Origin of the sequence: Clostridium sp. UBA3061 (assembly GCF_002367465.1) — a bacterium.
In the GTDB taxonomy this organism is placed as follows: Bacteria; Bacillota; Clostridia; order Clostridiales; family Clostridiaceae; genus Clostridium_J; species Clostridium_J sulfidigenes.
In genome coordinates this window covers 479,468-496,277 of record NZ_DFCF01000010.1, presented here as the reverse complement: position 1 = coordinate 496,277, position 16,810 = coordinate 479,468, and the positions used below count along the sequence as shown (strand labels likewise).

Here is a 16,810-nt window from a genome sequence, read left to right as displayed (position 1 = left end):
ACTCAATGAAAATAAATTCAGATATAAAAGAAAAAGAATCTACTTTATCAAGTAATATATCCGCTGTAACAGTAGAGGATGTGGTTAGATGTTGTTTCAGTTCTCCACCTAGCTATGATATTTATAGTGGTGCGCCACACTTTATTTATGTGAACGGAGATTTTAATGATATCACTTTTCATTATAATGCTTATCAAAAAGCTCATAATGATATGTATTCTATAAGTAATTGTTATGATGAGGCTGCTTACCTTCAGTGTAATTTGAAGCAATATGGTTATAACTCAAAATATTGTTTTATGAATCCTTTTGGATATATAAATGAAACAAATTTAAAAGGAAGAGGAATGTGTAATAATCCGTTTTATGGGAGTACTGGTGATGCTAAAATTCTAAATTCTAATGACCCTAGGAGAACATCCTTTGGAAATCATGCTTTTTGCTATATAGAATCAAGCAAAAACATAGGAGATTGCTGTGCTGGTCCACATACTGGAAATGAAGATGTTAATAAATATATTCTAAAGTCAATTGATCAAACAAAAGCACATGGAGATACAAGAAATATAGCCTATTATGATGGTGTAAAAAGATTAGGCTACAATACGGGAATAGATGAGATTACTGATTTACAGTTTACTAGAGAGTTTTCAGAAAAAATAGGATATGTTCATAAGGGAAATAATGAAATGTTAGATAAATTTGTTGTTTGTGAATGGCCTAATCCATGTGAGTATCCATACTTAAAGGAACAAAATTGGAAATTGGATTATGAAGACTTGTTACCTGGATCAGATGAGGTAGTTAAGCTATGGAAAATAAGTAATGACAAAGAGAACATAATGGTTAGAGTTTTTGTTTCAAGTAAAGATAATAATATATCTTTAAATAGATTTCTATCATTAGGTTCAGTTACAGAATTATGTGAAAATCCTTTTGAAAAAGGACCAGAATTTTTAGGACAATATTCTGCTATGTTTAAAACTAAATATTACTCTACATATTTATGGGTAGTTAATAATGTTGTATTTGATGTTAGAGCTTATAACTTAACATGGGATGTTGAAGAATTTCTTAAATGGTTAATGTCACTTGCATTAAATAATATAAAGGATAGCATTGATGAATATAGGCCTATTGTGGACACATTAGATATATCAAATATAAGTGAAAAGAATTTTATAGATGACAATCTAAATGACCATATATTGAAATACTTTATTGTAAAAGATAAAACATTGATGATGGCACATAAAGAAGAAAAATCTATAGAAATTGTTGAAGATAAGAACTTAGATAATGAAGTTCTATATATAGCTGTTAATGAAAAAACATTACTAGCTAATGGTAAAAATATTTCTATGAAGATGAATTAATATTTTACTACTTAGTTATTTCAATAGAAATATTGGTTAAATAAGATAATTTAAGTTAAATGCGATAGCTCAATAAAAATGAGTTACCGCATTTTGTTTATATATGGTTTTATGCCTACTTTTAAGTATCCAAGTTTTGAAAAACTTTGCCAGTTTACTTATATAAGCAAGCAGGTTTTCCCATTGTGCAAGTATACTGAGAAAGCTCACTTAAGATAAATTTCTGATTAGCCTAAGGTTTCTTTGTCTCTCTTTAAGGGAGTTATTGTTTTACTTTTCAGCAGCGTCTGCATCAGCTTTAGTTATATGAACTGTATCACGTGGATGCTGAGGTGGAGCATAAATAGAGTACAATTTAATTGGTGTATTACCTGTATTGATTAGATTATGCCATTTACCAGCTGGTATGATGAAGGCAAAATCATCATAGACCTCTTTTTGAAAATCTAAGTTATCTTTTCTGTCGCCCATTTTAACAAGTCCTTCACCTTCTTCAATACGTATGAATTGATCAAGATTAGGGTGAATCTCTAAACCTATTTCTCCTCCAATAGGGATACTCATCAAGGTAAGTTGCAAATGAGTTCCAGTCCATAAAGCAGTACGAAAAGTATCATTTTGCTTAGTAGCCTCATCAATATTTACTACAAAGGGTTCTGGTCCATAATCCTTCAATTCAATAAAACTATTAGTATATTCAGATCTTAAAAAATTAAATCTTGATTCATAATCAATTTCATCAGTATAAGGGATATATTCATTAGGATACATATTTTTATTCCTTTCATAGAACTATAACATTATAGTATTCTCCAAGTTTGGAAAATGTGCTTGATTCACAGGAATACTATGCAACAAGGTCATAGCACTAAAATTAGAAAGTTCATGAATTTCTGATTATGTATATTTTCTATTAGTTGTATTTTTTTCTTGTCATAATTTACTTCTCATTAATATATCTCTTGTACGAGAATATCGTTACTTTTTCTCTACTACAACTATTTTACTATCTGAGGAGAGTATACTTTGATTAACAAATTTTAAAACTAAATTTGTCATATATGTTTAGTATTTCTTGGATATAAGCATAAACTTTAGGAAATAATAAGGCTACAAAGTATGAATGGTTAAGAAAGGATTGTAGTATGTCTAATAAAATACGTTATTTTATAGTTAGTTATATGAATTATTCATGTTTCTGAAAATATAGAGATATTAAAAAAATTAGAAGATTATTTACGAAAGAATGAGGAGTGGATTAAAAAATATCAATTAAAATTCTATGTAAGAGATAGGTGGTTATTATGAATACACAATATGTCCAAGGAGATTGTATATTTACAAGAATTAACAAAACGATAAAACAGTATGAGTATTTAACAGAGGATATAGAGACAGAAGTAATAATAATAGGTGGAGGAGTCACAGGGGCAATTTTAGGATACTATTTTAGTAAAAGTAATATTAATTGTGTTATTTTAGAGAAATCAAGAATAGGTCACGGCAGTACTAGTATAACAACCTCATTACTTGAATATGAGCTTGATAGTAATGCTATGGAGCTAAAGGCATATACGAGTATGGAGAATATAATAAAATCATATAAGTTAGGACTAAAGGCATTGGATGAAATTCAAGAGTTTATAGATAGATATGGTAATAGGTGTGATTATAAAAGAGTAGATAGTTTTTTATATACAGCTAAGAAATTAGAAAAGAAGGAGATGGAAGAAGAGTATTATATTAGAAAAGAGGCTGGATTACCCGTAGAATTTATTGATGAAGATAATAATCCTTTTTTATTTGATGTAAAGGCAGGTGTATTAGGTAAAGGTGGAGGAGCTGTATTTGATCCCTATAAATTTACTCATCATCTAATTGAGGTCAGTTGTAAAGAGGGATTAAGAGCATATGAAAACACAGAGGTTATAGATGCTAAATATAGTAATGATAGTGTTACCGTAGAAACTGTATACGGTTATAAAGTTAAAGGGAAAATTGTTATTATAGCTACAGGGTATAATACAGAACTTTTCACTAAAAGGACATTTGGAACTAAGACTACTACATTTAATATTGCAACTAGGCCAATAGATAACATTGAGGAAATTTATAAAGACATAGTTATTAGAGATAACAGAGTTCCTTATAATTACTTTAGAACAACTAGAGATAACAGGTTAATAATTGGAGGAGAGGATATAAACTTTATACCAGATATATATAATGAAAAGTTATGTAGTAAAAGTTATGAAATATTAGAACAAAGACTAAAAAGCTTATTTCCAAACTTAAATATAGATATAGAATATAAATATTGTGGAGCATTTGCATCTACTCAAGATAATTTGGGTTTTATAGGTGAAGAGCCTACTAATTCTAAATTATGGTATTGTTTGGGTTATGGGGCGAATGGAATATTATTTGCTATGCTAGGTGGAATGATGTTAAGTAAATTATATTCTGGAGAAGTAGATAAAGATCTGAACCTGTTTAAAGTAGATAGATTTGAACATTAAAATTTGTGCAACCCTATTGATGCAGAACTTGTAATAGGCGTTGCACAAACTATTTCTATGAAAGAAAAGAATGTATTATTGCCTGTTTGTATTATTCCAGCTGTTGTAATAAATATGTTGTGAGATATCCTTTGGTGGATAATGTTCATCATCTTCATTGGTTTCACCAATTGGAGTCATTGCAACTACTTTGAATTTTTCAGGAATATCTAAAATCTTACGCACTGCTTCTTCCTCGAAAGAACCTACCCAGCAAGTTCCATAACCTTCATTTGTTGCTGCCAATACCAGATGTTCCATAGCAATACCGCAATCCAACATAAAATATGATTTATTATCAACATCACCACTTTCCGATGGGTCTGCAACTATAACAGCAATGATTGGCGCTTGTTTAAGTGCATTTGATGTTTTGTCAGTTTTGTTTATAATTGTATTGGAGATTTGCTCTCTTAAATTTTGTTCATTGATAAAAATAAATCGATAACAAGTTTTATTTTTCCATGAAGGTGCCATTAAAGCAGCATTGATAATTTTATCTAATTTTTCTGTGGGTATAGGAGTTGACTTGTAGCTCTTATTGCTTGTTCTGTTTTCAATTACTTTATAAAAGTCCATTATTATTCACCTTCCTTATTACAATAATTTTAAATTTACAAAATGATAATCTAAAGCTCGAATTTATGAAAAGAGCCGTCCTTATGTATTTTAGTATGTGTGAATATGTACTTTTTATACTTTAAGTAAAACTATAAATAATAAAAGAACTACAGATAGTATTTAGGTTATTGAAAAAAATGGTATAACTTATGTAGCTAAAATTATAATATGTTGATAAATAATGCTAGGCAGAATTGTCCTTAGCAGTTAGATTAGAAATTTTAGACGCTGATATAAATTTAAGATGGAATTTATCTTAGTACTATTTTAAATCTCACTCGTAAAAATAAACACAAAAAATAAAATATCATATTGACACTACTACTGCGTGATACTACATAGTGGTAGTAAGTAATACAAAATATCAGTAATACTAGATAGTTAAGAGGTGATTTATTTGGAAAATATTACGGGAAACAACATGACTAAAGAAATGAAAATTTTTGAATCGAGAGCTAAAAAGCTACCGGCTAATTATCAAGAGGCATGGGAAAAAATAAGGTTAATCTTTGGCAACACTCGGATTTCACTGGTCGCAACCTAATGCCAATTCTTGACGGTGTGCTTGGCCTGCTCGAAGAAACGGATGTGGACGGTCGGAGTGTAAAAGATGTTCTGGGTGACGACATCAAAGGCAAAAAAGAGTGGCGGGTGCACGTAGCGCGTGTTAAAGCGCTACCGAAAGATTTTCAGATTGTTTATAAAGAGATTCAAAAATATCTTTTTAAGGTTGGACCTGTTGAGTTAACCGACGGGATAGATTTACTCTCCGGGATTATTGATCTTTTTGAAGAGAGTGTGGCCTTTGGGAAAGGCATCATCGAAGTGACGGGCAGTGACGTAGCGGCTTTCTGCGACAATTTAATCAAAGATTCAAAAACCTACGCTGACATCTATAAAGAATCTGTTGACCAAGAAGTTAACAAGGTCATGAAAAAGGTTACGGATAAAACAAAGTAAAAGAGAGATATGGGTTACCCTTGCTTGATGTATAGCGATAATAGTTGTATTTTATATCTTTGCCATGAGAATATATATAAAATTATAATTTAACTTTGTATTAAGTATAGTTCTTACTCATAGGGATAGATTAATCTAAAAGAGTATTATATTAATAACCTTTTGTATAATTGTATAAGAATAATGTGGTAACACATGTTGAAAGTGTTGTTAAGCTGACTATACAAATTACGAATTAAAGTTGTTTTAATATTAATAAAAATATGATTTGCCACCATAAGTTTTGTATGAAATGTATATAGATTATTTTAGATGTAGGGAATTTGATGAGATATTTAAGATTATGACTAAAAATGCAGGTCAGATTCAATACGTAAGTATATTATCTAGCCTGCAAGTGATCATGTAAATTATACACATAAGATATAAAAAGGAAACTTCATGTAATAGATTTAATAGATTAAAGAAATTTATTTAAGTTCTAATTTACATTTAGTTAACAGTCTTGTTTTGGATTATCTACAGTAACGGATGATAGTCTTGCAGCGAAAACGCCAATATTACCTGTAATAGCACCTTCATCACCTTCACCGACTGTAACTATTACAGCATAGGTGCAACATTCATTTAAACATGAATCGCAATCACATAAAAAGAATGTGAACGTCCTAGCAATAAGAGATGGCGTCGCTACTGTAAAAGAAAATGGTCCTCCTATTGGGAGTGGCTGTTGATTATCACAGAATTTAAATAATTGAAATATTAAGGTTCCGGAAAAACCTACTCCAATTAGATTGCTTGTAAATTCAAGTTTTGTACATGGATTACAGAATTTAGAAGTATCTATGGTGAGAGTAGCAACAGTAGCGGTAGTTCCTACTAGTGAGCCAGGTAGTACTACTTGACCAGGTTCACCGCATTTTAAATCAACTGGACATTGGGAGTCACAGTTACAACTTTGAGCATAATTTAAATCAACTTCTGACATTGGATTCATAGATTATTTCCTCCTAGCATATTGAAAAATATTAATAATACAACTTAGAATTAATGTGAATTTTTTAAGAGTAGGCTGATTTAGTATTTATTAGAAAATTCTTATAATACAGGATATCAAATAAATGAATAATAGTGATTATTTTTTATGAATATTTGCTTTTAGTAAGCGAATTGAGTTAAATATGTTCTTTGAAAATTAAATAGTACAGTCTAAGAGGATTTTTTATGGAGGTATATAAATATGCAAAAGTAGTGAGTATTTTCGAAGGAAAATAATATAACCTGCGGCGCTTGTAAAGATTGTTAGGGGCAAGCTCTTGATACTTGTTATGATTTATTCCAAAATGTAAGCTCTTGTTTTATAGTTAAGTTTCATAATTTATTTTAGTTAATAAGTCTTCATTATAAGATAATATTACTTACTAAATTCATATTTTAAAGATGCAATTTATATTATCTTAAAAATATCACATAGTCAATAGATCTTTAGAAGAAATGTGAAATATAACCAATGTTGAAGCTGATAAATTCATGGAGTAGTTCAGCATACTTTTATCATTTGAAATTAAATTACTTAATCTATATAATCGCTCTTATAATGAATCAAGGCAAAATACAGGGGGTATTAAACAATTATGAAAAATGATTTTACAAGAGTATTATTAGAAAATTGTTTAAATATAGAGGATTTAGATATTAATCTTAATAAGCTAAACTTTCAGTTTTCATCAAATCCTTTATTGATAGGTGGAAAAGCTAAGGAATATTATAAGATAAGAGAATCAGGTAAAGACATTGATTTTGTCATAACACAAGAAGATTATGAATTACTATCATTTAAGTATCCTAATAATGTAAAGGAAATATACGATGACTTTGGAGTTTGTAAATATGAATTTGAAATGTGGAAAAGTATTTGATTGTTTGATTATAAGTTTCTTTCAGAGGACGCAATTGAAAAAGATGAATTTTTAATAATATCATTTGAAAAATTAATGTTTTTAAACGTTTTAGGAATGAGACAACCTAAATACTTAAAGGATTTAAAATTAGTAAGAGATAGGATAGCTGAAATAAATACTTTATTGCATGACTTCTATTGATAATAAAACTAATTTTATTAGGTCATAATTTCATAAATAACATTCATTGTTATTTAATAGTAAAAACGCTTACTTTTAATCGTAAGCCTTTTTTAAGAATAATAATATTTTTTACAACCACCCATGCAAGGGCTCCCAAAGAATCCGAGCGGTAATATATCAACTACCCTGAATGTAATAGGGTAGTTGATAGGATAGATTTTAAATTTTTTAGTTTTTATCTCTTCCGAACAGGAATCCAAACTTCACTATAAGCATAATCTTTTTTGTCTCTATCCATTTTAGTAAAAGAAAATGTAGGGGCATTAATTACTTCATAATCGGATGATAGAAGCCATTCAGAGTATACTTTTGCCATTGTATTTTGTAGAGTCGATGGAAATGGACCTTCGTTTGGGAAGATTGCCCAAGTATATGCATCTACAGGCACTTTTTCTAATTGATCACTCACTTGATTTGTAGTTGTTAAAACACCTATCAAGTGAGTTAAATCTCCTTCTTCTCTTAAGAAATTAGCGTCAGCCTCATAAGAAGCATTGACTATTTCATAGGGCTCAATGTTTTGAAGAGAATGCATTTCTTTCCTTTGTTCTTCAGTGATGCTTTGTGCAAGCTTCACAATTTCATTATTAACACCTTCAAATTGCATAGGGACTCTTTTGCTTACACCTACTAAATTAAATGCGGGTTTGTCTTCAATTTTAAATTCCATATTAATTCCTCCTTTAACTGTTATAACAAATGAAAGTTTAGGAAAAGTTTTAATGATACCATTTTTCATAACTTCTGAGGGTAAAAAACCACACCATTTTTTAAAGGCTCGAGTAAAACCATCCATTGATTGATAACCGTATTTTAAAGCAACATCAGTAACTTTTTCTCCATGTAATAAATTCATACTAGCTTCAGATAATTTTCGATTTTTAATATATTCACTAAGCGTTATATCTGAAAGATAAAAGAATATTTTCCTAAAATGAAAATCAGAAACACCAGCATAAATAGAAATTATTTCAAGAGATAGGTCATCAGTTAAATGATCTTCAATATAATCAATTACCTTATTTAAATCTTTTAACATTATCGTCTCCCCTTCCATATCTACATAATATCAAAGCTGCTTTTTTCATGCTCGACTTTTTTTACATAAAAAATATCGAATTGGACCTATATCAATAACTAAGACATAAATCATGCACTATCATAAGGGTTGACTTTACTGATAAAGGAATGAATAAATTTTTCTCTGCTATCATTTGTTGAAATTGACTATAAATATATTGATTCCCAAGATCACTGAGAAGTATTATACATTTGTATTAGGTACAGCATATGTATGAATCAAGTAACTTTATATCCAATCAGCCCCTTGTCATCGGCATAAATCATGGCTTACTATTAGTTAAAAACTATTTACTAAATATTACCTTTATATAAAAATTGTATTGACATTGGAAAAATAATGAATTAATATTTTACTATAGCTTAATTTAATATGAAGTCGAAGGGAGTGTTATTATGACAGCAATATTTGAGGTGGTTTTGAACTAATTAAATATAGAGCAAAAGGTTTTTAAAAATCGATGAAGATGCCATTTATTTGTGTTGCCTTTTGCTAATGTTATGAGTATAACTGTTCGGCTTAAATAATTTTGGTTGTTAACGCGATGCAGGTTATCGTGTTTTTTTTATGCCTATAAATTTATTATCCCGCAAGAGGTCTATTCTCTTTGCGGGATTTTTGTATCCTTTTTTTGGAAGACGGATTAAACTAATTTGTTCTAACCCTTATAATAATGTTTTATATTATGGATTTAAAATAAATGAAGGTTCAATAAAGCCGTGATATTGCAATAATTTACGAATTAGGCTTAGTGATATAAGTTATTGTGATGAAAGGAAGATTTTATGAATTTAGAAAAACTAGGTTGGAATAATTATTTTGAAGAAGAATTTAGAAGGTATTTTAATAAAGGTCTTATTGCTGGAAGAATAGTTTCGCAGCAGAAAAATAACTATTTACTACATTATGAAAAAGGTATAATAGCTGCAAAGCTTGCAGGTAAATTTAGATATAATGTAGCATACAGTAAAGACTTGCCAGCAATTGGGGATTGGGTAGCTGTTCAGTTAATAGAAGGCAGCACCCAAGGAATAATTCAAGGAGTTTTGCCTAGAAAGAATTGTTTTGCAAGAAAACAGCCTATATCTGGTGGAAGAAAGATTAGAAATGGAATAATAGTAGGAGGGCACATTGAGGAGCAGGTTGTAGCTTCAAATATAGATACAGCTTTCATTGTAAGTGGGCTTGATGGAAACTTTAATATTACAAGAATAGAAAGATATATTACATTAGCATATAACAGTGGAGTAAATCCAGTAATCATTCTAAATAAAGCAGATGCATGTAATAACATTGATGAATATAAAACAAAAGTAAATGATATTGCAATAGGAATACCTATTTACTGCATTAGTGCTATAAGTAATATAGGCATGGAGGTTTTTAAGGAGTACCTATCATATGGTAAAACAGTAGTATTCTTTGGTTCTTCAGGAGTAGGAAAATCAACTATTATTAATTATTTGCTTGGGGAAGAAAAGCAGAAAACAGGCTCTGTTAGTTCAGCTAATGGAAAAGGTAGACATACAACAACTAGCAAGGAACTATTTTATCATGATTCTGGTGCAATGATAATTGATACTCCAGGGCTTAGAGAGCTTCAGCTTTGGGGTGATGAAAATGGAGTTGAAGAAAGTTTTAAGGATGTAGCTAGTTTAGCAGAAAATTGCAAGTTTAAGGATTGCAACCATGATAAAGAGCCAGGCTGTGCAATAAAACAAGCTATAGAAGATGGTATCATAAGTCAAGAAAGATTTGAAAGTTATATGAAGCAGTTAGGTGAGATAAAAAGGTTAAGTAAAGAAAAAAGGCAATATGAAATATTTAAAAGTAGGAAAAGTAAGAGGGGATGTATGTAGTATGGTAGTAGAACTTAATAGAGCTGATTTTAATAAGGTTACGGATTTATTTATAGATTTAGAATATAATTTATCAATTTTCAGTGTTATAAATAAAATCAATCCAGGCAGGATTTTTGTTAACAATGTGGACAATCCAACAACAGCATTAATAATAAGTCCCGAAGGTATGTATTTCGCAGGAAATGCAAAAGATGATGACTTTAATTGTGAGTTAAATAATGTATTGAAAGATGATATTTTTAAAAAAGCATTAGAAAAAAGTAAGGTAGATTATATAGTTTTTTATTCTTCAAAGGAATGGGAAAATTCGTTTAAAGATATATTTAATTCTTTATATCCAATGGAGGATGATAGAAGATACCTAGAACTAGAAATAGATAAATTTCATAATGTGGAAGTATCGGAAAAGGTAAAAAAAATAGATAGAGAAATGTTGCTAGATAGTAATTTGAAAGAAATTGATGATGTAAGAGAAAGTATAATTGAAAACTGGTCTTCAATTGATAATTTTTTAGAAAAGGGATTTGGATATGTATATATAATTGATGGGGGTGTTGTAAGCAGATGTATAGCTGACTGTGTAGTTGAAGATAGATGTGAACTAGGAGTAGAAACAGAAGAGGATTATAGAAAAAAAGGATATTGCACACAAGTGGTTATTGCAGCTTTAAATAATTGTAAAAATAACAATATAAAAAATGTAGGTTGGCACTGTTGGGATAATAATATTCCATCCTATAAATTAGCTGAAAAAGTTGGATTTGAGCAAAAAAAGAATATTAAAGTGTATTTTGGGTGGTATGATTTGTACGATAATTATTTAATAAATGGTAATTATTATCTCAAGAAAAATGTTAATTACAAGCTTTCAGCTGAATTTTATACTAGAGCATTTGAAAATAACCATGGGTTCCTATGGCAATATTATAACGCAGCATGTGCTTACTTTAAAATCAATAAGAGGGAAGAAGCGAAAAGATATTATCAAATTGCCTTGAAAAATGGATGGAAAGGCATTGAATCATTAAAATCAAGTCCACTATGTGAATATCTCTATGATTTAGAGGATAGCATAAGGATTGAAGCTGAATTAAAAATGTAGGAGACTATTTTGAGTATTGCATTTGCTCTTTATATGATTTAGAATGGTGTGGAAAATGAAGAAGTTAATTGAGCAATAAAGTTTGTTGTATGTCCCTTCACTCTCATAGTTTAATGTGAGCTTTGTTAAGAATATTAACATATTTTATAAATATTTCAGGTATAATTTTATTAAAAGGAAATTAAGTGGGGGTATGATTTATGAAATCGCTGATAATATATTGTTCTGATTATAAAAAAAACACTGAAGTAATTGCACGGATATTGGCTGACAAAATCGATTCGGAGTTAATTAATATAAGAGATGTTAGTGATTTAGACATAGAAAGTTATGATCTGATTGGATTTGGTTCTGGAGTATACAAGGAGAGTTTCTCACCAAAGCTTTTTAATTTGGCTGATAAGTTGAATTTAGCAGATAAAAATGTTTTTGTATTTTCAACCAGTGGAGTTGGGATGAAGCTCTATAATAATAGGCTAATTAAACTTTTAGAGTCAAAAGGAGCAATAAACAAGGGGAGCTTTGCCTGTAAAGGTAGCTTTATAGCAAAGGATTTTACTAACAAAAAGCTTTTTAATATTATGGGCAGATTATCACAAGGGCATCCCAATCAAAGAGATTTTAAAGAAGCAGAAGGATTTATTATAAGGGTACTGGATTCACTTTAAACTTAGGTTATTAACTCAGGGTATTAATCTTCTTATCTAATAACAAAAAAATATTTATTTATATTATAGTTGAGTAAAATCAGAAGATATTTATTATAGAAGGGAGAAACATCAATGAATATTAATTTTTCAATAGAAGAATCAGTGAAAAAACGATACAGCGTAAGAAATTATAAAGAACAAGAGGTTGAACTAGATAAAAGAAAGGCAATTGAATCCTTTGTTAATTCCTTAGATAATCCTTTTGGGAAAAAAGTTAACTTTCATTATCTTGACAATAGGGAAATGAAGGATGAAGATAAGCTTGGAACTTACGGTGTTATTAAGGGGGCAATGCAATATATTGGAACAACTATTAAATTAGTACCAATGGCATTAGAAGCCCTAGGATATGAACTAGAAGCAGTTATTCTTTATTTAGCTCATCTTGAACTTGGGACCTGTTGGTTAGGGGGAACCTTTAATCGTAAAGGATTTGCAAAGGCTATGAATATAGAAGAAGATGAAATATTTCCAATCATAACTCCCTATGGTTATGCTTCTACAAAGAAGCATATGAAAGAAATTGTAATGAGAAAAATGATAAAAGCAGATCAGCGTAAAGAATGGAATCAATTGTTTTATATAAATGATTTTCAGACAACTCTTACAAAAGAAAAAGCAGGAGAGCTAGAGGTTCCTTTAGAAATGGTTCGCTTAGGCCCATCAGCATCAAATAAGCAGCCTTGGAGAATTCTAATAAAGGATAATGCATGCCACTTTTATGAGTATAAACAGCCGGGATATAGTGACAGTTTTCCATATGATATTCAAAGGGTGGATATGGGAATTGCTGCAGCTCACTTTGATTTTTCAGTTAAAGAAAAGGGGCTCATAGGTTATTTTGATACAGAATGTGAACCAGAATTAGAATTGCCAGACCATATGGAATATGTGTTTTCTTGGATTAGAGAATAGGATAAGATATTATGTAATTTATTTATGTTTAAACTCCCCTTGGACTACGGTCTGAGGGGAGTTTTTTATAGGGTATACAAAAATGCAAAAGTATTAATTGGTATTTATGGTGTATGTAGTTTTCATACAGTCCGTACTTTCCGAAAACATTATTTATTTTCAAATATATAATCACACTTTTGGCATTGCACCATTATGTGTTCAGAATCTTCTTTGTGATATGCCCCTGACCAGTGACAAATACTTTGAAGTATTGGAACTACTGATTGTCCCTTGTGCGTCAAAGTGTATTCTACTCTGGGAGGAATCTCGTCGTAGGATTGGCGGTGTACAATTTCATCAGCAATCAGCTCTTTCAATGTAGCTGACAGAACAGCATCAGTAATATTCATCATTTCTTTTCTTAAGGAACTATATCGCAAGATTTTCTTTTCAGCTAATACACAGATGATACGTGACTTCCATTTTCCACCGAATATTTCCAGTCCATATTCAAGAGGGCAGCGAATATCTTTTTCTAATTTAGGTTGATACATTTTTTTCACCTCCATTTATAAATTATAATTCTAATACTCTAATGCAACAAGTTGCTATTAAATTTAATAGTAACTCAATAATTTGCTTATATCTTTTGGAGAATGAGTGTGAAGAATATAATAAATCTATGCTTAAGCTATTATCAAATAAAGGAGGAATTTATATGAATGAAAAAGTAATTAAACTATTTAAAGAACAGATGTGGTATCTAGCAACCTATTCAACTGAGCCAAATGCTGTACCTGTAGCATTTAAGAACGTGACAGATGATGGTAAGCTGGTAGTTGGGGATGTATTTTTGGAAACTACATTAAACAACATCAGAGCAAACGGAAAAATTGCGGTTTCAGCCAGTAACACATCCACAATGGAGGGGTATCAGATTAAGGGTACTGCTCAATATATTACTGAGGGACCAATGGTTGACACATTTAAGAACGTAGTTTCTGATATGTTTAAGGGAGAACTTACTGCAAAGGGTGCATTGATTATTACTCCGGAGAAAGTTATTGTCACTACTCCTGGTGCTAACAATAAAAATGAACTCTAATAGCATTTACATTACGGTTAGTTGACTGACACTTTCATAAAGAAAAAAATCGTTCTTAGTGCAGAGAAGTTTCTGCACTCTAATATTTTACTTGCGGTGGTTTTGTGATATCAGAGCCGCCGTTTATTTTTATTTTTAAACCAATAAATAATAAAAAGATATATTGTAAATAAAATAATACATATATTAAAAACAACATGATAAATGCAACACTTTTGTTGAAAAAAAGTATTGGACAAAAATTTCATTCTAATTGCAAGGCGAATAAATTAGTATAAAGTTGATAATTGACGAATACTTTTTGTAGACATACTCCTAAAATATAATTAAAATGTAATTAATGGTAAATTATTCGTTGAGATATTCATTTGAAAATAAACTAATAGTAAAAAAATTAACAATACAAAACTTAATGATACAAATATATTAATAAAATGTTTCTATAGAATGGGCTAAGGTATCGAGGCTTAATAGGCTGAAAGGAGATATAATGATGTATCAAAAATTCAAGGACAGAAAACCGTTAGAAACAATTGAAACGGCAAGAAGAGCACTATCAAATTGGGGAGTTTTTGTGACTGAAACATGGTTCGATAGTTTTCATGGACTATATTCAGTAGCATTAGTGGTGGATGGAACTGATTTCTATACATGCGGGAAAGGAACAGATAAGATATATGCACTGGCAAGTGCTTATGGTGAGATTATGGAAAGATTGCAAAATCTCGCCTTTTTTAGATTTAAAGGGAGAAGTCTTTTAAAAGATAATTGTAAATATAGCGATGATTCTTTTGTTGAGAAACAGAATGATGATGTTATTTATTCTAATTTATCTTATTGGATAAACTGTGTGCAAGGAGAGACTGATGATAAAATACTTGAAAAAATGCAGCAGTTTAGTTATTCATCAGGAGAGTATATTAGATATGAAAGATTTCACAATATTCAAAATGATGAAGTGATAGCCCTACCTATAGATATTGTAGATCTTTATTATGGTACCAACGGAATGGTGGCAGGAAACACTAAGGCGGAGGCTTTTGTCCAAGGAATATCGGAAATTTTAGAAAGGTTTGTAATCAAAGAAATTATAGAAAAACATATTACACCACCTACTATTACTACTGAGGTTAAAAATAACATGCCAGATGTTATTAATTGGATAGATGCAATTGAGGAAACTGGAAATTATAAAGTAGAATTAAAGGATTTCTCTCTGGGGAGAGGGATTCCAGCCATTGGTCTGGTTCTGTACAACTGTAAGGATATTTCTTACTTTGTAAAAGCTGCTGCACATCCATCACTTGAGGTTGCTGTTGAGCGTTGTTTTACAGAATTAATGCAAGGTAAAAAGATTGAAGATTTCGAAGGGATGACACGGGGAAGTGATTTCTTAAAAGAAGGTGGCGATATTGATAATTTTATAGAAATATTTGTAGATAGTTCAGGTCGATATCCGTCAACATTTTTTGTGGGAAATCCATCATATGAGGGAAGTTTTGAGAAGAAATCTTATGTTGATAATCAAGAGATGCTATTTGAATTGATTTCTTTGATTAATGATTTAGGTCATTCTATTTTTGTGAGAGATGTAACAAAGTCTGAGATATTAGCTTATCGTATTTTAGTTCCCGGGATGAGTGAATTATTCAATGTTATGGATCCGGTGGTGATTGAAGATTGCATTGATTATGAAAGGCTTCGAAATATCATACAATTTAAGTTGCATGACATATCTACTGATGAAGCTTATTTTGTGATTGAATTTCTAAAGAAAAAAAACTATTCTGAAAATCACACTCTTGACATTTTTATTGATGATATTAAGCTTACTGATGATAATATTTACTCCATTGTTTCCATAAAATTGTTCATGTGTCTTCTTTATATCAAAGTTAATGATCTTGAGAATGCTCTTCTATGGATGAGAAAATATAATGAGACGCTAAATCCTTCTGACCCAAGTAGTAGGTATTACTATTGTTATGAATTATACTTGGCTTTAAAAATTGAACATGATAACAATCAGCACATTAGTCAATTGTTATACTGCTATTTTGATGAAGAAATAGTTGATGAGGTTATGAGTGATGTAGATAATAACCCTTTTGAATATTTCTATCCACTAAATTGTAGTAATGATTGTTTGAACTGTGAATATTCTGCAATGTGTAAATGCAAAAATGAAAAGACTATATATAACTTAATAAGAAAATAATTGTAATAGTAGATTGAATTTAATGTTATTTTTTAGTAGTACAAGCTTAAATTTAATCAAAATTAATATAAATATTAGGAGTGTTTAATTGCTTTGATGAAACTGGTATAGGATTCTACTTAAGATTTTAACTTAGGATATATACAAATTAATGATGTATATATATCCTAAAGGGA

14 protein-coding genes and 2 pseudogenes are annotated in these 16,810 nt (G+C 30.0%); 11 read left to right on the top strand and 5 right to left on the bottom strand.

The window, feature by feature from the left end; genetic code table 11:
• The first annotated feature begins 5 nt into the window (after positions 1–5).
• Positions 6–1,376 carry a hypothetical protein gene (locus B2P65_RS09885; RefSeq protein ID WP_346846370.1) on the top strand — a complete coding sequence of 457 codons (1,371 nt, stop codon included), beginning with the start codon at positions 6–8 and terminating at the stop codon, positions 1,374–1,376.
• A gap of 270 nt (positions 1,377–1,646) precedes the next feature.
• Here the strand turns inward: B2P65_RS09885 and B2P65_RS09880 are convergent.
• Positions 1,647–2,138 (bottom strand): annotated as a pseudogene (locus B2P65_RS09880) (cupin domain-containing protein); the annotation flags it as partial.
• A 542-nt stretch (positions 2,139–2,680) separates the two neighbouring features.
• On the opposite strand from B2P65_RS09880, the gene B2P65_RS09875 reads away from it, so the two are divergent.
• Entirely contained in the window at positions 2,681–3,895 is a 1,215-nt protein-coding gene (locus B2P65_RS09875; RefSeq protein WP_346877071.1) for an FAD-dependent oxidoreductase, read from the top strand.
• A 75-nt stretch (positions 3,896–3,970) separates the two neighbouring features.
• Here the strand turns inward: B2P65_RS09875 and B2P65_RS09870 are convergent, their stop codons facing one another.
• Positions 3,971–4,513, bottom strand: coding sequence for a nitroreductase family protein (locus B2P65_RS09870; protein WP_346877070.1), 543 nt, complete (start codon positions 4,511–4,513; stop codon positions 3,971–3,973).
• A gap of 463 nt (positions 4,514–4,976) precedes the next feature.
• On the opposite strand from B2P65_RS09870, the pseudogene B2P65_RS09865 reads away from it, so the two are divergent.
• Together B2P65_RS09865 and B2P65_RS09860 are read left to right on the top strand one after the other, a co-directional pair.
• Positions 4,977–5,191 (top strand): annotated as a pseudogene (locus B2P65_RS09865) (DUF1048 domain-containing protein); the annotation flags it as partial.
• Complete coding sequence (locus tag B2P65_RS09860) at positions 5,171–5,515, top strand: DUF1048 domain-containing protein (RefSeq protein ID WP_346880112.1); 345 nt, start codon at positions 5,171–5,173, stop codon at positions 5,513–5,515. The pseudogene B2P65_RS09865 and the gene B2P65_RS09860, both read left to right, overlap by 21 nt.
• Before the next feature lie 496 nt (positions 5,516–6,011).
• Here the strand turns inward: B2P65_RS09860 and B2P65_RS09855 are convergent, their stop codons facing one another.
• Complete coding sequence (locus tag B2P65_RS09855) at positions 6,012–6,512, bottom strand: DUF4489 domain-containing protein (RefSeq protein ID WP_346879273.1); 501 nt, start codon at positions 6,510–6,512, stop codon at positions 6,012–6,014.
• A 637-nt stretch (positions 6,513–7,149) separates the two neighbouring features.
• On the opposite strand from B2P65_RS09855, the gene B2P65_RS09850 reads away from it, so the two are divergent.
• Positions 7,150–7,434, top strand: coding sequence for a hypothetical protein (locus tag B2P65_RS09850; protein WP_346879272.1), 285 nt, complete (start codon positions 7,150–7,152; stop codon positions 7,432–7,434).
• Positions 7,435–7,834: 400 nt separating this feature from the next.
• Here B2P65_RS09850 and B2P65_RS09845 read toward each other — a convergent pair whose 3' ends face one another.
• Entirely contained in the window at positions 7,835–8,698 is an 864-nt protein-coding gene (locus B2P65_RS09845; RefSeq protein ID WP_346880081.1) for an AraC family transcriptional regulator, read from the bottom strand.
• Between the two features lie 827 nt (positions 8,699–9,525).
• Between B2P65_RS09845 and rsgA the strand changes: the two genes are divergently transcribed.
• From rsgA to B2P65_RS09825, 4 genes are all read left to right on the top strand, one after another.
• On the top strand, positions 9,526–10,599 hold the full coding sequence (gene rsgA / locus B2P65_RS09840; RefSeq protein WP_346880080.1) for a ribosome small subunit-dependent GTPase A: 1,074 nt from the start codon (positions 9,526–9,528) through the stop codon (positions 10,597–10,599).
• Between the two features lies 1 nt (position 10,600).
• On the top strand, positions 10,601–11,704 hold the full coding sequence (locus B2P65_RS09835) for a GNAT family N-acetyltransferase (RefSeq protein ID WP_346880079.1): 1,104 nt from the start codon (positions 10,601–10,603) through the stop codon (positions 11,702–11,704).
• A gap of 200 nt (positions 11,705–11,904) precedes the next feature.
• Positions 11,905–12,372 (top strand): flavodoxin domain-containing protein, encoded by a 468-nt coding sequence (locus B2P65_RS09830; protein WP_346880078.1) that lies wholly within the window; start codon positions 11,905–11,907, stop codon positions 12,370–12,372.
• A 114-nt stretch (positions 12,373–12,486) separates the two neighbouring features.
• A complete protein-coding gene (locus tag B2P65_RS09825; RefSeq protein WP_346880077.1) occupies positions 12,487–13,329 on the top strand; it encodes a nitroreductase family protein in 843 nt (280 codons plus the stop codon).
• Positions 13,330–13,478: 149 nt separating this feature from the next.
• Here the strand turns inward: B2P65_RS09825 and B2P65_RS09820 are convergent, their stop codons facing one another.
• Entirely contained in the window at positions 13,479–13,865 is a 387-nt protein-coding gene (locus tag B2P65_RS09820) for a helix-turn-helix domain-containing protein (protein WP_346846376.1), read from the bottom strand.
• Between the two features lie 164 nt (positions 13,866–14,029).
• Here B2P65_RS09820 and B2P65_RS09815 point away from each other — a divergent pair, with 164 nt between their 5' ends.
• Positions 14,030–14,416 carry a pyridoxamine 5'-phosphate oxidase family protein gene (locus B2P65_RS09815; RefSeq protein ID WP_346880076.1) on the top strand — a complete coding sequence of 129 codons (387 nt, stop codon included), beginning with the start codon at positions 14,030–14,032 and terminating at the stop codon, positions 14,414–14,416.
• Between the two features lie 493 nt (positions 14,417–14,909).
• Positions 14,910–16,634, top strand: coding sequence for a YcaO-like family protein (locus tag B2P65_RS09810; RefSeq protein WP_346880075.1), 1,725 nt, complete (start codon positions 14,910–14,912; stop codon positions 16,632–16,634).
• The last annotated feature ends 176 nt before the right edge of the window (positions 16,635–16,810 follow it).

What these genes read in the sequence shown, in the direction of transcription:
- B2P65_RS09830 (WP_346880078.1), top strand. Translation starts at nt 11,905, where the DNA reads ATGAAATCGCTGATAATATATTGTTCTGATTATAAAAAAAACACTGAA.
- B2P65_RS09825 (WP_346880077.1), top strand. Translation starts at nt 12,487, where the DNA reads ATGAATATTAATTTTTCAATAGAAGAATCAGTGAAAAAACGATACAGC.
- B2P65_RS09845 (WP_346880081.1), bottom strand. Translation starts at nt 8,698, where the DNA reads ATGTTAAAAGATTTAAATAAGGTAATTGATTATATTGAAGATCATTTA.
- B2P65_RS09870 (WP_346877070.1), bottom strand. Translation starts at nt 4,513, where the DNA reads ATGGACTTTTATAAAGTAATTGAAAACAGAACAAGCAATAAGAGCTAC.
- rsgA (WP_346880080.1), top strand. Translation starts at nt 9,526, where the DNA reads ATGAATTTAGAAAAACTAGGTTGGAATAATTATTTTGAAGAAGAATTT.
- B2P65_RS09885 (WP_346846370.1), top strand. Translation starts at nt 6, where the DNA reads ATGAAAATAAATTCAGATATAAAAGAAAAAGAATCTACTTTATCAAGT.
- B2P65_RS09835 (WP_346880079.1), top strand. Translation starts at nt 10,601, where the DNA reads ATGGTAGTAGAACTTAATAGAGCTGATTTTAATAAGGTTACGGATTTA.
- B2P65_RS09820 (WP_346846376.1), bottom strand. Translation starts at nt 13,865, where the DNA reads ATGTATCAACCTAAATTAGAAAAAGATATTCGCTGCCCTCTTGAATAT.
- B2P65_RS09855 (WP_346879273.1), bottom strand. Translation starts at nt 6,512, where the DNA reads ATGAATCCAATGTCAGAAGTTGATTTAAATTATGCTCAAAGTTGTAAC.
- B2P65_RS09850 (WP_346879272.1), top strand. Translation starts at nt 7,150, where the DNA reads ATGAAAAATGATTTTACAAGAGTATTATTAGAAAATTGTTTAAATATA.
- B2P65_RS09810 (WP_346880075.1), top strand. Translation starts at nt 14,910, where the DNA reads ATGTATCAAAAATTCAAGGACAGAAAACCGTTAGAAACAATTGAAACG.
- B2P65_RS09815 (WP_346880076.1), top strand. Translation starts at nt 14,030, where the DNA reads ATGAATGAAAAAGTAATTAAACTATTTAAAGAACAGATGTGGTATCTA.
- B2P65_RS09875 (WP_346877071.1), top strand. Translation starts at nt 2,681, where the DNA reads ATGAATACACAATATGTCCAAGGAGATTGTATATTTACAAGAATTAAC.